Genomic DNA, 13,660 nt, shown 5'->3' on the forward strand with positions numbered 1-13,660 from the left:
TTTAATTTTTATGAGGATTATATAAGTTTGTTTGGATCAGTCTTTTCATAGACTACTTTCTTTTGTTTCAAGAGCCACTCAGGTGCAGTTAAGTAGTATTCGGGAATACGGTTTGTTTTCTCTATTTTTTCTAGAGAACAAAGTGATATTGCAAACCATTCTAAACGGCTGGCAGAATGCCTTTGTGTTTCTTTATCAATATGAAAATCGACCAGAACGCCATAGCTTTTTTCGCTTTGCCCATGAAATCCTACTCTTACGGTATAATCAGACATATACTTTTATTATTAAGCGTTAGTTTTTTATGATCGTGTTTTATATTTAATTCTAAAAAATGCTTTATCAACTTGTCTGTTACGCGAGTTTAAATGATCTAAATGATAATGATATACTTTATTATCAATTGCAGAAACTACAATGAAAAGCGGCTTCTTGCTAATCGGAATTCTGTTCATCTATTGTCTGTTTTTAAATAATTTACTAGCCATTAAAGCATACCCAAATGCTATTACATGATCACTTTCTTCTACTCGGATTTTATATTTAGAGGCAATTTTGTGAGCTAATTCATATTTTCCAGTATTTAAACATTTTCGATGAAGTATTTTAGCTTTAGAAGTTTTTGCGTAGTGAACCATGTCATCAAGTAGTTCATTAGAATGGGAGGTCGTCTGGTTCATTTTCATTTAGGTTTGATGTTTGATTTGGTTGAGAATTTTGTGGTGATGGTGATACTGGCGTTTGTGAGGGGCCTTGTACAACCAATCTTTCAATTTTCCAGCCTTGAATTGAGTTAAAATATCTACTTTCTCCTTGAGGATTGACCCATTCTCGCCCTTTCAAATTGATTTGAATTTTTACCTTTTCACCGATTGCATACGGGTCTAATAAATCACTCTTTTGGCCTGCAAATTCAATTAGAATATGCTGTGGATATTGTTCATCTGTAGTTACTACAACTTCGGATTTCTGAAAACTAGCTGAAACTTGTTGATTCAGGTTTAAATTTTTTATTTTCCCTACTACTTCCATTGTACTTTCTAAATATTAAATTTTGAATACCCTAATTGATATGCACGATATGTAAATCCACGCTGTTTAATCAATTTTTTCCAGTCGCCGAATCTCATTTCTTTTTTCCAAATTTTACCACTTGGACTTATTTTGATAACTTCAATTAATACATGAACACTTAAATAATTGTTCGCATATTGCGAGTTACCTCGTTTTTTTACCTCTTCCTCACTCTGGTTTTTTAAATCGAATAACATTTTCTTCAAGTATTACATCTAATCCGGATTCGATAGCTTGTTTCTTTATCCAATCGAAGATAGCGCGAGTGCTAACTGCTCTTAAAATTTTCGAATCTTCCGAATCGACTAAAAAAATATCATCGCCGGTAGATTGGAATTTTTCACCTTCTCTTATTTTTGCCATTTTTGTTTTTTATTAAACCATATTTTTAATTCTATTCCGAATACACATAATTTGTAACAAAATTTTTCAGGCCCTACAAACCAAATTGAAATTCCTATAATTGTCCAATCACAATTTCTTGCATATACATGCTGCTTCCATCTATTGTAAAATGTTATTTCGTCGAATTTCATTATTTCATTATTTTAGAAAATTTATTTTGCGGAACAAATGGGATTCGAACCCATGACCTAACGATTAACAGTCGTTTGCTCTGACCAGCTGAGCTATTGTTCCTGGAATTCAACCTACTATTATTCAATTGAAATTTGTAATTAACGCTTTCCGTATATTTAGTAAGTAAGAGCTAAAAATGATTTTGTAAACTGATCTGTTTTGTTAATTACAGGGTATGAGTTTTTATTTCATGATTTTGATTATTTGAATTAGTTTTTAGTGGAAAAGGCAGGATTTGAACCTGCGACCTCTTTAATGCTTTACACTGTCTCTACTTTACGAGTATATTCGAGACTACCGTTACCGACATCATATTAGCGCTCTGGCCACTGAGCTACTTTCCCTTGCCGTCTTTCCGGCTGTCCACGAGTCCCAAACGCTTCGAGTGTCTAGCAACCCTCACTGGTATCCCACCTTTTGTGTATTTGCTAATTAATTGAGGGCTTGGTGGAGAAAAACGGACTCGAACCGCTATAGTTGCTTTCACACTAATCTATCCTTTGGTAGCTACTTCCATACTTTCGATTCCATGTTTCCATTACATCATTTCCCCATTGCCGGCTAAAAAATTTCTCTGTCGTAAAAGAAACCGACCGCATCAACTTTGCAATATTTCCGCCGGTATCTAAAAAGAGACCTAACACTCTTTTCGGCTTTGATAATATTAAAGCATTCAACTCTTTTTAGTAAAAGGCCAAACAGTACTCAATTTTCTTTAAGCTGAAATGCTTATTTGGTTTATTCCAAATGGCTAGATACTAACCAATAGCTTTGCTGCCTTGTGGGAGAAGCAGGATTCGAACCTGCATTCACGTCTGATCTTTCTACCTCGGAGGACGATACCTTTACATCTGCTCAAAAACAAATTCCTACACGTTGAAAAGCGTCTACCAATTCCGCCACTCTCCCAATATAATTTTATGTCATAAAACATAAATCGTGACCTTTATTAAATAAAAACCACTGCTTAGGTTTTGTCAAATTGAGCCAAAATTCCTCCGGCAATAATCGCTCGTCTCCAAACGATGGCGTTTTGTATTTGTCTAGCGGTACATAATGAACACTACCTTTCGGGCAGTTTTTTATAATTTTCAGGATATCCTCATTACTGAAGTGTTCCAAAAGTCCATGTGTAACCGCAAATCCTTTTTTATCAAGTGAAGAAACTGTGACAGCATCCTCAATAACTAATTCTATATTCGAAACATTTTCAGTTAGATTTTGAACGCTAAGTGATAGCATACTTACATCGATATCTGAAATAATAGCGGTGTCTTTTTTACCTAATAACGCTTTTGACACAGATGAGATTCCGCAGCCTACTTCAAAGAAGGTACTGTCAGTTTTTACCATTTGTATTGTAATGAATTCCAGAAAGGGCCCATATCTAAGTTTAAAATAATTCTCATATTCAAGATTGTTAACCCTGTTCTTGTAAAATTCAGTCCAATTGCTCATTTAGTGATTTTTTATTTTGTCTCCACCGTGTGTAACATTTTGACTCAAGCCTTATAAATGCTGAGTTTGTGAAAAAGTGATTTCGGTAAATAATCGCATTGTTTCTTAATCACTTGGCAATATTACGCCAAAAAGAAATATTACGCAAATAAATAGTGAAATAACGTATTTGTTAATGTGAAATTTAGTGATTAAAAATAATACTTTGTAAGGGGTGATTTTTATATCAGCGGTACGGTAATACGGTTTTAGGTATTTTTAAACGCCAGTGTGGCTAAAACGATCAAATTTCGAGGTATAAGTATTGTATGAACGCAATACATTGATGTTTATTCGACTTAGTAAAGGTGAGCATTGAGGCCAGACGCTCGATACAGCCTGCTTCCCCCGATCCCGAAACGCTTTATTTGGAAGGGGTGGGGTCTGTTTTATGATTTCGTTTTTCAAATCATTTCAAATCCGGCTTTGTTTCTTATCGCCTTGTCTTTGAAGGAACTAATTATTATTTGTGCTTCTACTGCTCTCTAATTAATTAAAAACTAATCTTAGTATGATTAGTATAAATTAATATTATAGTATTGATTATAAGATAATTGTGTAATTTGTATTTATTTTTACTCCGACTTTATAATTATGTTAATGTGAATCCATTTCTAAACTGATTTACAGATTAGATTTTTGACTTTAGTCTTGTTTTTGCTTTACGTTGGTAGCGCGTGCGCGCTGCTCTCTCTCGTGTCATTTCGCACATCTTAAAAGTTGCTTCAAAATGTGTTTTGCTTTGTCTTGCTCTCTTGTGTATAGATAGATGTTTTGCTATGCGGTTTATTAGTGTCTTATGTAATCGGTGATAAAGGATTGTTTGCGTTGGGATAATACAACTTGTCTATCGTTTTAATTGCTTAGAATGCTTTGTTTTGGGTTGTGACTATTTTGATGGTGTGCTATGGTAATTTGCTAGATGTTTTTATTCGGTTCTTATGTCTTGTTATTGCTGGATTGTGTAATAAATTAATTTAAAAAGTAAGTATTTTCTTTGTTTTTGTAATTCACAAGTATTTTTATTGCCTAATTTCTATTATGTCGCATGGTGCGTAATTATTGAATTTAGTGAAAATATTTCCATTTGTAAACGTTTAATGTCGTTTTATAGTGAAATTATTTCGCAATTTGTTTTGTAGAACAAATCTTTTGGCATAATATTGCCATATCAAACTGAAACAAATATCATAACAGCAGTTTGTTAGTTGTAGTTCTTCCGAATGAGTAAAGTAGGATGATAAGAACGAAGCGACTTCTTGGACATTATGTAATAACAAACGAATACCAAAGCATAGTAATATGTGTATTTATACGAGGTGATTTAATCAGGAAGATTTGCCGTGTCAGTAGTTAAGCCGTTTGTTGTTATTGTTGAGAGTTGTGACGCAAGTATCATATAAAACTACTATTAATTTAGAAAGTGATTGCAGGGTACGAGACAAGGCGCAAACTCGAATAAACGGTATTACTAAGTAGTATTTACGAGTGTTCGCAACCTCTACCGTTTACTAACTTAAATTATACAATTATGAAAAAACATTTGAACATCTTAAATATTGTTTTGGTTATAAGTCTCTTGCTACTTGGGTATTGCGGTTATGATTATTACAAATACACTCAATTCGAAGCTAAATTTGAGAAGATGAACGCCAGAATTAGGCAATTGCATGACGATGGTTACAGCTGGGAAGCAGCTCGCAAAATTGGAGCAACTGAGGCGGGTTTTATCCCTCGTGATGCTGAGTACAACTCACTAATTGACGATTAATAATTAAGCCCTTTTTGGGCTTGATTTAACACAAACAAAGTGCATTAATAATGCAATTCATTCACTAAATAATTAACGTATGTCTTATATATCAACATCACATGGTCTTTTTCTAGTTTCCTTTAATGGGAATCTACAGCAATATATTTTTAATACAGATAATGAAATACTTGGCAATTTGATTGCTGAGCATGGAAAACACGGAATAGTTTTTATTAAGCGCTTTCATCCGGTTTCATCAAGTTTTAAAAATATGTCTAAAAGAGAAATAAATTCATTCTTTTCTTATGACACGCACACAATGCAACAACTAAAAAAAATGAACTTTATTAAATAATAGAAATTATGAAACGAATATATATAGTTTACGAAATCAACGAACATAATTCGTTAAATACATTTGTTTTAAAAGTACTTAATACAAATAAAAAAATTGCTAAAGATTTTTATAAATCCCATAAAAAAGAATACAAAAAAGACTTTCGCTTAGTTTTAGCCTCATGTTTTCAAATGGATTTTTCAATTGACAACAATCTCATGCGAGACTTTAACACACTTAAAACCAGTTTCTAAATTTTAAATTCCACACTATGAATTCACAATCTAATACTTACGAAAAATATACAGCAAATGTATTTGTAGCTAGATGCGCAGAACAACATGAAAAAGGCAAAACTATTATTCTTGAAACTAAATACGGTAAAGAACACGAATGTATAGTGTTTAATTTGGTTGCCCGAGGTAAAGACGGATGTTTTTACTATTCCATTGTTCGTGCAGACGGCTTCAACTATCAGGAGTATTGCAAACAGAAAGCAGAACGTTATCAAAAATGGTCTGCGAGTGCTGAAAACAAATCAAATGCATATTGGGAAGCTTCTCACGAAGGAAGAGATTTTCTTTCTTTGGGCGAACCAATAAAAATTGGGCATCATTCAGAGAAAAGACACAGAGCGTTAATCGAAAGAAATCATAACAGAATGAGCAAATCTGTTGAAATGACGAAAGTAGCCGAACAGCACGAAAGCAAAGCGGATTACTGGAAAGCCAAAGCAAACAAAATTAACTTATCGATGCCTGAAAGCATAGAATACTACGAGTATAAAGTCGAAGAAACAAAAGAATATCATGAAGGCTTAAAATCTGGAAAATATGAGCGTTCACATTCATTTTCTTTAACCTACGCTAAAAAAGCCGTAAACGAAGCGGAAAAGAATTTAGCTACAGCAAAAAAACTTTGGGGAGAATAAATAAACTAATCAAAAGCCAAATGATATAATTCATTTGGCTTTTTTAATACTTCACATCATGGACTATTTTAATTTAGACGGTTCTTGGAAATCTTCTGAAAACTTAGAAAAAGAATGGGATTTAGAAATAAAAAAATTAAGTGCTATTGATATTTTCAATCATGCAACCCTTGAAATGTATCACGGTGGTCTTTATTCAGACCCTAAAACATTTTGCGGTCGATGTTGGCAACTAATTTCTAACGAAATTCCAGGTGAACGCCTTATTAATTGGAACATGTTTGAAGACGAAATTAAAGAAATTTTAGATGTTCTCGACTATCAAAAAGCAGATAAAACCCATAAAGATTATAAATTCTTACGCTCTAAATTAACAGCAATTCAAGCCCGAAAAAAAGCAAACTTAATCGAAGGCTTAGATTATACCGATTTAGAAGTTTCTGCGCTTTCCTTTACTGTTAATGGTAATCGTTTGGAAATCCCGAAAGATATTTTCATTGCAAATTACAATGATTTAAAAGTTGTAATGAAAAACTTTGAAGGAAGATATTTAAAAAATGGTTTCGATTTTCCTTATCCTGCTGATCAGGTTTTAAACAGAATTCGCAACAAGGAAACTATTAATCTAAAAAAGAAGTTTCAATACTTTGGCACATCAAAAAAGCTTAGTGACTTGATGTGTGATAAAGTTTTTGACCCTTATGAGAATAAGAAATTAAAAGTTGTTGAACCATCTGCAGGACAGGGAGCAATTGTAAAAGCTGTTTTGGAATGGTTTGCAACTAAATCAGTTCATTGCGAATTAGATTCGATTACGGCAATTGAATACATGGCAGAAAACTACCAAATTTTAGAAGAAACTTTTAAGGAAAATGATTTGGTCAATACTATGCATATGGATTTTTTAAAGTATGACGAATATATTAATTATTATGATGTTGTTATTGCAAATCCTCCGTTTTCTAAAAATCAGGACATCACACACTTTCGAAAAATGTATGAAATCTGCAAGCCAGGTGGCTACGTCATTTCAATTATGAGTAACGGATTTTTGTATAACTCGGGAAAAGTGCATAAAGAATTTCGTGATTTTATTGGACTGCCTTACGACGCACAAACAAGATATTCTGCAAAATCAGGTGGTTGTGTTTGCGAAAGTGAAAACGGGCAATTATATGTACAAACTTTTGATTCAGGAGGATTTAAAGAATCAGGAACAAATGTAGCGACAGCATTAATTTGTTTTAGAAAAGATACTGTAAGCGGTTTTGATGCAAAACCACTACCACAGGAAAAACCAAAGAAAATTCTAAAAGAAAAGGCTAAAGAATTCATATCAAAAAAAGAAGATCAACTTAGTTTATTTTAAATTAAATCAAAAGTCAAAGGAAAATAGCAGGCGCGATAAATAAGCCGTTTTAAACGCACAAAAAGTCGTTACTACTTTGACTTTTTTATATAAATCACATGCAAACAGATTTAACAACATGGAGCAGAGCCAGTTTAATTGACTGGCTCTCTACTAATGACCGTAACGGAGTTTATAAAGATGAAGATTCTTTAAGAGAGTTCGGAAATGTGCTCTCTAAAGAGGAAGCAATCGAAATAATAACTAAACAAATGGAAGGATGAAAGAATTATTAAAACCCTTATTTATATTCATTACTATTGTTCTACTTGGTGGAATTATGGGGTATAACATAGCTAAATATGAAATTATTCAAAGAGTAAAAGAAAACAAACAAACGTGTTACGATTTGTTGGACGTTGTCAATTTAATAAACGGCTAAAAGTTATGAAAACATATAAAGAAGCTAAAGAACACGCACACGATTCATGCGGTATTGAAACTCCCGAATTATGGCTATGGGAAAAAACAAACGGAATTTATTACCCAGTCCAAACAACACTTGAGCCCTTGACAGGCAATAGTGTTAGGAAAGATTTATTTCAATACCCTGACAAAATACCGCAAGAAGTAGCGGACATTTTAGATAAATACGACTTATCAGCTATGAGTTATGACGATTGTAAAAATCTACTGGCACAAGTTCAACAAATAGGTTACACGTTTGATTATGATTTAAGCGCAGAACCTTATGGATTACAAAGAGTAAAAATTATGAGCAAGGAAAATAAAAAGGATGTAGGATTTATTGATCTTAGAAAAAAAAGCAATGTTAATTCTATTGTCGAAAGTAACAAATTACTAGCCATTTTTATGGGTGGCGAAGATCAATCTCGATTTGTTGGAGGTGCTTCAATTATTGTATTTGACAAAAAACAATATGCAGGAGGAGTTTCAACATGCAAATTATTCAGTTATGAAGAATTGAAATATCATTCAGATTGGAATTGGTTAATGGAAGTTGTAGAAAAAATAGAATCGTTAGGTTATAATTTTCAAATAACTTCAAAAGATGCTACAGTATTGAAATATCATTCTGCAATTTATTCAAGTCTAATTTATAGAGTTGACGGACCTAAGAAAATAGATGCAGTTTATCAGACGGCTGTAGAGTTCGTAAAATGGTATAACCAACAAAACAAATAATCATGTGTACAGATTTAAAAATAAATGAATTCGAGCAATATAGAATGTTATTTGAATTCACAAACGAAGAGCCATTGAAAAATTGGGTTGATGAATCAAACTACGAAAACAATTTCAAGACAGACTGGAATAGCGCAATGGAAGTTGTGAAAAAAATCTATGAACTTGGATTAAATGGGGGAGTTTTAGAAGATATAGAGGAAGCTTTAATGAAAGCAGACATTGATGAACTTTTCACAGCATGTTTTGAATTTGTAGAATGGTACTGCAATAATAGATAATAAGGAAACCGCCTAATAAGCGGTTTTTTTATGCAAACAAATTAAGATAGTGTAAATTATTAAAGATAAGATCATGAAAGGTTTAGATGAATTTAAAAAGGAAATTGGAGAGTATTTAGAGCAAAGAGGTAAAGAAGATGCACTTTTTGCTGAAACTCTAAAGAAAAAAAATAAAGATCTTGATAGTTGCGTCAACTATATATTAATACAAGTTAAAAAGTCGCAAAAAGTAAGGATTCCTGATAATGACGTTTTTAATATGGCAGTTCATTATTATGATGAAGATGATATTAAAAACGAAGAACTTCCAAGTGGTATCGGACTTGGTGTAGGTTCGAGCTCTGCTAATGCTTCAAAATCAAAAACAGATGTAAAGCTTTCCCCCGAAGAAATAAAAGTCGCGGAAGAAAATGCAAAAAAAGTGGTTTTTGATAAAGTACTTGCTGATAGACAAGCAAAAATGCTAGAGAAAGCTAAAAAGAAAAAACCTGCAACAACGCAAGACAATCAAGAACTAACATTATTTTAAAGCTATGCAACCAAAAACTAAAATTGAAAAAAGAATTGTTGAATTAAGTTCACAGCTTCCAAATATAACAGAAAAACATAAAGAATGGGCTTCGCAGAATTTATTTGATAAGTGGGGTGTTATTTCAAGAAATCGAAATAATTGTCTTGAATGTAATCACCGATGGAAAGATGATTTGGAAGCCTGGACAACTCAAATCGAAAAGCCTATTTGTCCAAATTGTAAATCTGAGCTTAGATTTTTCGGCTACAATCAATCTCAGTTTTCAGAAAAAATGTACTTCGCAATTCTAGTAAAAAAGAAAGAATATCAAGTTGTCCGAATTATTGTTTCATATAAGTACATGTCTAAAAGCAAAAAGCCTCATTATTTTTCTACAGAAGTAATGCAACATTGGATTGATGAACAAGGGGAAGTTCGTTCAATGGCTAATATGTCCAATTCTATGGGCGCATACGGTGAAGTTGATAGATGGATATTTGGAAGTAGTTTTGAGATAAAACCCAAATACTTTATTAACGATTATAAATATCAATTAAATCCTTATAAAGTATATCCTACTAGAAGTGTTCACCCGCTTATAAAAAGAAACGGTTTTAAAGGTAGTTTTTATGGTGTTACACCTCAAAAATTATTTTCGTCTCTACTAAAAGACAATACAACTGAGTATCTACTTAAAAGCAAACAAATAAATCTACTTAAATATCATATTTCTGAATCGTCATATAAATTGAAAGATTATCTAAATTCAATTAAAATATGCAATAAAAACGGGTATCCTATAAAGGATTTTCAAACTTGGAAGGATTACATGGACTTACTAAAATTTTTCAATAAAGACCTCCATAATACAAAATTTATTTGTCCAACTAACTTAAAATCTGCCCACGATAAACTTGTTAAAAAGAAACGTGAAATTCAAAGAAAACAAAAGCTTGAAAAAATGAAAGCAGAAATTGAAATAGCACAAAAGCAATACGAACTTGATAAAAAACCTTTTATCGGCTTAGAATTTAAAGACGAGGAAATTAGTGTCAAAGTCCTTTCTACAGTTGCAGAATTTATGGAAGAGGGAGACAATTTGAAACATTGTGTCTTTACCAACGAGTATTATAAAAAAACAAATTCATTAATACTCTCTGCCCGTGTAGGTAAAACATCTATTGAAACTATTGAAATTTCTCTTTCTGAAATGAAAATATTACAGGCGCGTGGAACAGGAAATAAAGCATCAAAACATCATAAAAGAATCGTCGAATTGGTTAATGGCAATATGAATTTAATTAAATCTCGTTTCCGCAAAAAGAAAGATAAAAAATTAACTAAGCTTATATAATACTTATTAATATGAAAACAATCATAAAAGTTCTTCTGTAAATGAAAAGAAAAAAAATATCTCTAGAATTAATCATAGTGATTGTCATTTTGGCAATCACTTTTTTTATAACCCTAATCTAAATATCAGGTAATGACAGCAATAGAGAACTCAGAAAATTTCGCAGAATGGCTTTATAATATTTGCGATAATGTAGTTAGTCAAGATTATTTACTAAAACTAAATAAAGCAGATACAGGAACATTAAAATTCAGTTCCTTAAAAAAGAATCCAGAAAGGATAAAACAATTATATAACCACAAATTTAAGCTACATGGAAAGCATAGAAAAACTTGAAAATATAGACATTAAAAGCTTAGATGCATTTGAAATTACTATGTATAACGAGTATGTACGAAAAATGGATAAACCGGAAGCTTTGCAGATCATTATTAATACAACTGACGGGGATTACTCCCAATTGAGCGATAGCCTTGCTGAAATTGCAGAGCAAGAAAAAGCATCATTGCCATGAGTAAAAAAATCATTTTAGGACAAACTTACTATACTGCACATGGACGCGAATTTGTTCCTGTAAAAATGGAAACAGGTAAACCAAAGCCTAGTATTAATTTTTGGGTTGTAGGACAACGGCAGCCGTCAAGATATATTGATAAAGATGGCAACCGAATAAAAAAGACAAATCTTTACTTAGATAGATTTGGCAGTCTAAAAATTGGTTCTATTGTTTCACATGAAGATTATAGCAGTGAATTATTTAAAGTAACTCACATCGACAAAGAAACCGAAATTGTAACGACTAAGGGAGGGAAAAATGGAATTTGGATAAATCATATTGACCTCATAATTCGGAAATAATGAGAAAAATGACTTCTTACGAATGGGAAGTGTTTAATTGGTTTGTTTTGAAAGCGAAAACACTTCAAAAATTGAAAAAACTTTGCGAAAAGCATTTCGATACCGACAATGTTGATGTTTTAACGGAAGCAAAAGTTATCGAAATGTACGAAAAAGAAAATAAAAATAGGGGAAAAAGAAAGCCATATGCTCCTAATCAATTTAAATAATTAGACATGGAAAACTTTTTTTACTTACTGATATTAATTGTGGTCGTTTGGTTTATGGTGTTATATCAGCCCGAACCGCTCAAAGAAGGTGAACTTGAAAAAACAATTGAAAGTTATCTTAAAGCAGAAAAGGAATTGCAACACATAGAATGGAAATGTTCTGAAATCGCTAGAATATCCACAGAAAAAACCAACGCTATAAAATCACATGATTGGGATTTGCTTAGAAAGCTTTGGGAGGAAGAAGAATTATTAAAAATAATGTAAGCAAAATAAATCTTTTTAACGATGGAAAACTTAAAATATGCTCAAGATTTTATTAAAGCTAATGCATCCGTGAGCTGTGGATTCAACTCGTTTATAAACGGGGAATCAACACCTAAAAGATCTGATTACGGTTGTGCATCCGAATGGGCAGCAATGACACACGGATATGATCTCGCTAGAAAAATGGCACAGGAGGATGGTGTTGCATTTACCCATGTTTTTAAATGCCAACAAAGCGGATGCTTCCCTTTTAAATTTGGAGGTTCATTTGTTTGTAATAATTGTAATAAAAGTGGAGTAGATAAAAAATGGTGGGAAATAAAAGTTGAAAAATACGGCAATGAATTTTGCTGTCACGGATTAGATTTTATCAATATGCAGGAATCAGAAAACTATGCTTTTGGGAAAACATTTGAAGAGGCTATCAGTAATTATTGCACTTTAATGTTGTCTAAAATTTAAAACTAACATTTGTAGAATTAAAAATATGTTTTTATGGAAATACATCCTCATGTTGACGATTTGATTTTTTATACAATCATAAAAGTAATTGGAAAAGACCGTAATGCAATTGAAGTTTATTCATGGAAACTTCCTTTTCATTTATCAGTAAAATACAGTTGGTATTTCAAGTATAGACATGCTTTACTTCAAGTGAAATATCCTAGACTGGAAACCGTCACCTATCAAGGAAAGATTATTAAAAAAGAGCAGGAACTGCAAAAGAACTTAGATAACAAAATTAGAAATGCAAAAGCTAAAGTTACTGAACTTAAAAATAAACTTGAGAGAGCGAGAAAACTAGCTTCAAATGAATTATTTGGAATTGAAGATGAACCAATCATAATTGATTTTAAGAAAAGAATTACATCTAGAGAAAATGATTTAAAAGAACTACAAAATTTATCAATTAAAGATTTCTATATAAAATTTAAATATAGATATCCGGAAGTTGATATTTCAAAATTATAATTATGGCAAAAGTAATAACATTCAGTAGATTTTTTCCTGCTTACCATCCTCGTAAAGGCGAGCCGACATATTTTGTTGAGGCAATTTATAAATCAATGTTTGCAATGAAAGTAATTCCTGAAGAATTAAAAGAGACTTTCTCGCATGATGTTTTTTTAAATGGATTTGCTAAGCATCATACAATTAGAGCCGGTAATCGCTTTAAAAAAGGGGATTTTTTTAGTCCCAGAGTTTGGAGCGGCAAACCGTATAATTCAAAGCAAATTGCTATCGCGGCAGATACTGAAATTTTGCAGACAATAGATGTAGAAATAGACGAGCTGCAAATCATTCATATCAACGGAAAGATCCTATCAATAGGAAGAGAAACAGAATTGGCAAATAATGATGGTCTAACTTGGGATGATTTCTTCGACTGGTTTTCAGATTTGCCTTTCAAAGGCCAAATAATTTGCTGGAATCCTTCGGTAACATATTAAAAGG

At 32.2% G+C, this 13,660-nt stretch carries 22 protein-coding genes and 4 tRNA genes; 17 read left to right on the forward strand and 9 right to left on the reverse strand.

Annotation, left to right across the window (positions count from 1 at the left end; all coding sequences use genetic code 11):
- Positions 1–17: 17 nt before the first annotated feature.
- From AC6CH4_RS13010 to AC6CH4_RS13050, 9 genes are all read right to left on the reverse strand, one after another.
- On the reverse strand, positions 18–275 hold the full coding sequence (locus AC6CH4_RS13010) for a hypothetical protein (RefSeq protein WP_498103547.1): 258 nt from the start codon (positions 273–275) through the stop codon (positions 18–20).
- 180 nt (positions 276–455) lie between these two features.
- Positions 456–680, reverse strand: coding sequence for a hypothetical protein (locus AC6CH4_RS13015; protein WP_498103549.1), 225 nt, complete (start codon positions 678–680; stop codon positions 456–458).
- Positions 655–1,032, reverse strand: a complete 378-nt coding sequence (locus AC6CH4_RS13020) for a DUF3127 domain-containing protein (protein WP_498103551.1) — start codon at positions 1,030–1,032, stop codon at positions 655–657. Before AC6CH4_RS13020 ends, AC6CH4_RS13015 begins: the two co-directional genes overlap by 26 nt.
- A gap of 210 nt (positions 1,033–1,242) precedes the next feature.
- A complete protein-coding gene (locus AC6CH4_RS13025) occupies positions 1,243–1,437 on the reverse strand; it encodes a hypothetical protein (RefSeq protein ID WP_498103553.1) in 195 nt (64 codons plus the stop codon).
- Positions 1,438–1,639: 202 nt separating this feature from the next.
- A tRNA-Asn gene (locus tag AC6CH4_RS13030) sits at positions 1,640–1,713 on the reverse strand.
- A gap of 160 nt (positions 1,714–1,873) precedes the next feature.
- Positions 1,874–1,997 (reverse strand) — tRNA-OTHER (locus AC6CH4_RS13035).
- A gap of 101 nt (positions 1,998–2,098) precedes the next feature.
- Positions 2,099–2,206 (reverse strand) — tRNA-OTHER (locus AC6CH4_RS13040).
- Between the two features lie 229 nt (positions 2,207–2,435).
- Positions 2,436–2,562, reverse strand: a tRNA-OTHER gene (locus tag AC6CH4_RS13045).
- Positions 2,563–2,571: 9 nt separating this feature from the next.
- A complete protein-coding gene (locus AC6CH4_RS13050; RefSeq protein ID WP_498103555.1) occupies positions 2,572–3,111 on the reverse strand; it encodes a class I SAM-dependent methyltransferase in 540 nt (179 codons plus the stop codon).
- Between the two features lie 1,684 nt (positions 3,112–4,795).
- On the opposite strand from AC6CH4_RS13050, the gene AC6CH4_RS13055 reads away from it, so the two are divergent.
- From AC6CH4_RS13055 to AC6CH4_RS13135, 17 genes are all read left to right on the forward strand, one after another.
- Complete coding sequence (locus AC6CH4_RS13055; protein ID WP_498103557.1) at positions 4,796–4,921, forward strand: hypothetical protein; 126 nt, start codon at positions 4,796–4,798, stop codon at positions 4,919–4,921.
- Between the two features lie 79 nt (positions 4,922–5,000).
- Positions 5,001–5,258, forward strand: a complete 258-nt coding sequence (locus AC6CH4_RS13060) for a hypothetical protein (protein ID WP_498103559.1) — start codon at positions 5,001–5,003, stop codon at positions 5,256–5,258.
- A 253-nt stretch (positions 5,259–5,511) separates the two neighbouring features.
- On the forward strand, positions 5,512–6,171 hold the full coding sequence (locus AC6CH4_RS13065; RefSeq protein ID WP_498103561.1) for a DUF3560 domain-containing protein: 660 nt from the start codon (positions 5,512–5,514) through the stop codon (positions 6,169–6,171).
- A gap of 58 nt (positions 6,172–6,229) precedes the next feature.
- Positions 6,230–7,540 (forward strand): DNA methyltransferase family protein, encoded by a 1,311-nt coding sequence (locus AC6CH4_RS13070; protein ID WP_498103563.1) that lies wholly within the window; start codon positions 6,230–6,232, stop codon positions 7,538–7,540.
- Positions 7,541–7,638: 98 nt separating this feature from the next.
- A complete protein-coding gene (locus AC6CH4_RS13075; RefSeq protein WP_498103565.1) occupies positions 7,639–7,803 on the forward strand; it encodes a hypothetical protein in 165 nt (54 codons plus the stop codon).
- The gene (locus AC6CH4_RS13080) at positions 7,800–7,961 is read left to right on the forward strand and encodes a hypothetical protein (protein WP_498103567.1); all 162 of its coding nucleotides are present in this window, start codon (positions 7,800–7,802) and stop codon (positions 7,959–7,961) included. The genes AC6CH4_RS13075 and AC6CH4_RS13080 overlap by 4 nt, the downstream gene beginning before the upstream one ends.
- 5 nt (positions 7,962–7,966) lie before the next feature.
- Complete coding sequence (locus tag AC6CH4_RS13085) at positions 7,967–8,725, forward strand: hypothetical protein (RefSeq protein WP_498103569.1); 759 nt, start codon at positions 7,967–7,969, stop codon at positions 8,723–8,725.
- Positions 8,726–8,727: 2 nt separating this feature from the next.
- Entirely contained in the window at positions 8,728–9,006 is a 279-nt protein-coding gene (locus AC6CH4_RS13090) for a hypothetical protein (RefSeq protein ID WP_498103571.1), read from the forward strand.
- A 73-nt stretch (positions 9,007–9,079) separates the two neighbouring features.
- The gene (locus AC6CH4_RS13095; protein ID WP_498103573.1) at positions 9,080–9,535 is read left to right on the forward strand and encodes a Cas9 inhibitor AcrIIA9 family protein; all 456 of its coding nucleotides are present in this window, start codon (positions 9,080–9,082) and stop codon (positions 9,533–9,535) included.
- Between the two features lie 4 nt (positions 9,536–9,539).
- Positions 9,540–10,871, forward strand: a complete 1,332-nt coding sequence (locus tag AC6CH4_RS13100; RefSeq protein WP_498103575.1) for a PcfJ domain-containing protein — start codon at positions 9,540–9,542, stop codon at positions 10,869–10,871.
- 313 nt (positions 10,872–11,184) lie between these two features.
- The gene (locus AC6CH4_RS13105) at positions 11,185–11,385 is read left to right on the forward strand and encodes a hypothetical protein (protein WP_498103577.1); all 201 of its coding nucleotides are present in this window, start codon (positions 11,185–11,187) and stop codon (positions 11,383–11,385) included.
- On the forward strand, positions 11,382–11,729 hold the full coding sequence (locus tag AC6CH4_RS13110; protein ID WP_498103579.1) for a hypothetical protein: 348 nt from the start codon (positions 11,382–11,384) through the stop codon (positions 11,727–11,729). The genes AC6CH4_RS13105 and AC6CH4_RS13110 overlap by 4 nt, the downstream gene beginning before the upstream one ends.
- Entirely contained in the window at positions 11,729–11,938 is a 210-nt protein-coding gene (locus AC6CH4_RS13115; RefSeq protein ID WP_498103581.1) for a hypothetical protein, read from the forward strand. The genes AC6CH4_RS13110 and AC6CH4_RS13115 overlap by 1 nt, the downstream gene beginning before the upstream one ends.
- Positions 11,939–11,944: 6 nt before the next feature.
- A complete protein-coding gene (locus tag AC6CH4_RS13120; protein WP_498103583.1) occupies positions 11,945–12,205 on the forward strand; it encodes a hypothetical protein in 261 nt (86 codons plus the stop codon).
- 21 nt (positions 12,206–12,226) lie between these two features.
- The gene (locus tag AC6CH4_RS13125; RefSeq protein ID WP_498103585.1) at positions 12,227–12,667 is read left to right on the forward strand and encodes a hypothetical protein; all 441 of its coding nucleotides are present in this window, start codon (positions 12,227–12,229) and stop codon (positions 12,665–12,667) included.
- Between the two features lie 33 nt (positions 12,668–12,700).
- Positions 12,701–13,177 (forward strand): hypothetical protein, encoded by a 477-nt coding sequence (locus AC6CH4_RS13130; protein WP_498103587.1) that lies wholly within the window; start codon positions 12,701–12,703, stop codon positions 13,175–13,177.
- A 2-nt stretch (positions 13,178–13,179) separates the two neighbouring features.
- Positions 13,180–13,656 carry a hypothetical protein gene (locus tag AC6CH4_RS13135; protein ID WP_498103589.1) on the forward strand — a complete coding sequence of 159 codons (477 nt, stop codon included), beginning with the start codon at positions 13,180–13,182 and terminating at the stop codon, positions 13,654–13,656.
- Positions 13,657–13,660: the final 4 nt, after the last annotated feature.

The organism is Flavobacterium sp. GQ95, from assembly GCF_059758655.1.

Bases quoted from the DNA above. Each gene is read 5' to 3' on its own strand.
- AC6CH4_RS13080 (WP_498103567.1), top strand. From the start codon at position 7,800: ATGAAAGAATTATTAAAACCCTTATTTATATTCATTACTATTGTTCTA.
- AC6CH4_RS13120 (WP_498103583.1), top strand. From the start codon at position 11,945: ATGGAAAACTTTTTTTACTTACTGATATTAATTGTGGTCGTTTGGTTT.
- AC6CH4_RS13075 (WP_498103565.1), top strand. From the start codon at position 7,639: ATGCAAACAGATTTAACAACATGGAGCAGAGCCAGTTTAATTGACTGG.
- AC6CH4_RS13015 (WP_498103549.1), bottom strand. From the start codon at position 680: ATGAACCAGACGACCTCCCATTCTAATGAACTACTTGATGACATGGTT.
- AC6CH4_RS13100 (WP_498103575.1), top strand. From the start codon at position 9,540: ATGCAACCAAAAACTAAAATTGAAAAAAGAATTGTTGAATTAAGTTCA.
- AC6CH4_RS13095 (WP_498103573.1), top strand. From the start codon at position 9,080: ATGAAAGGTTTAGATGAATTTAAAAAGGAAATTGGAGAGTATTTAGAG.
- AC6CH4_RS13085 (WP_498103569.1), top strand. From the start codon at position 7,967: ATGAAAACATATAAAGAAGCTAAAGAACACGCACACGATTCATGCGGT.
- AC6CH4_RS13025 (WP_498103553.1), bottom strand. From the start codon at position 1,437: ATGGCAAAAATAAGAGAAGGTGAAAAATTCCAATCTACCGGCGATGAT.
- AC6CH4_RS13105 (WP_498103577.1), top strand. From the start codon at position 11,185: ATGGAAAGCATAGAAAAACTTGAAAATATAGACATTAAAAGCTTAGAT.
- AC6CH4_RS13050 (WP_498103555.1), bottom strand. From the start codon at position 3,111: ATGAGCAATTGGACTGAATTTTACAAGAACAGGGTTAACAATCTTGAA.
- AC6CH4_RS13090 (WP_498103571.1), top strand. From the start codon at position 8,728: ATGTGTACAGATTTAAAAATAAATGAATTCGAGCAATATAGAATGTTA.
- AC6CH4_RS13060 (WP_498103559.1), top strand. From the start codon at position 5,001: ATGTCTTATATATCAACATCACATGGTCTTTTTCTAGTTTCCTTTAAT.
- AC6CH4_RS13130 (WP_498103587.1), top strand. From the start codon at position 12,701: ATGGAAATACATCCTCATGTTGACGATTTGATTTTTTATACAATCATA.
- AC6CH4_RS13010 (WP_498103547.1), bottom strand. From the start codon at position 275: ATGTCTGATTATACCGTAAGAGTAGGATTTCATGGGCAAAGCGAAAAA.
- AC6CH4_RS13110 (WP_498103579.1), top strand. From the start codon at position 11,382: ATGAGTAAAAAAATCATTTTAGGACAAACTTACTATACTGCACATGGA.
- AC6CH4_RS13135 (WP_498103589.1), top strand. From the start codon at position 13,180: ATGGCAAAAGTAATAACATTCAGTAGATTTTTTCCTGCTTACCATCCT.
- AC6CH4_RS13065 (WP_498103561.1), top strand. From the start codon at position 5,512: ATGAATTCACAATCTAATACTTACGAAAAATATACAGCAAATGTATTT.
- AC6CH4_RS13115 (WP_498103581.1), top strand. From the start codon at position 11,729: ATGAGAAAAATGACTTCTTACGAATGGGAAGTGTTTAATTGGTTTGTT.
- AC6CH4_RS13070 (WP_498103563.1), top strand. From the start codon at position 6,230: ATGGACTATTTTAATTTAGACGGTTCTTGGAAATCTTCTGAAAACTTA.
- AC6CH4_RS13020 (WP_498103551.1), bottom strand. From the start codon at position 1,032: ATGGAAGTAGTAGGGAAAATAAAAAATTTAAACCTGAATCAACAAGTT.
- AC6CH4_RS13125 (WP_498103585.1), top strand. From the start codon at position 12,227: ATGGAAAACTTAAAATATGCTCAAGATTTTATTAAAGCTAATGCATCC.
- AC6CH4_RS13055 (WP_498103557.1), top strand. From the start codon at position 4,796: ATGAACGCCAGAATTAGGCAATTGCATGACGATGGTTACAGCTGGGAA.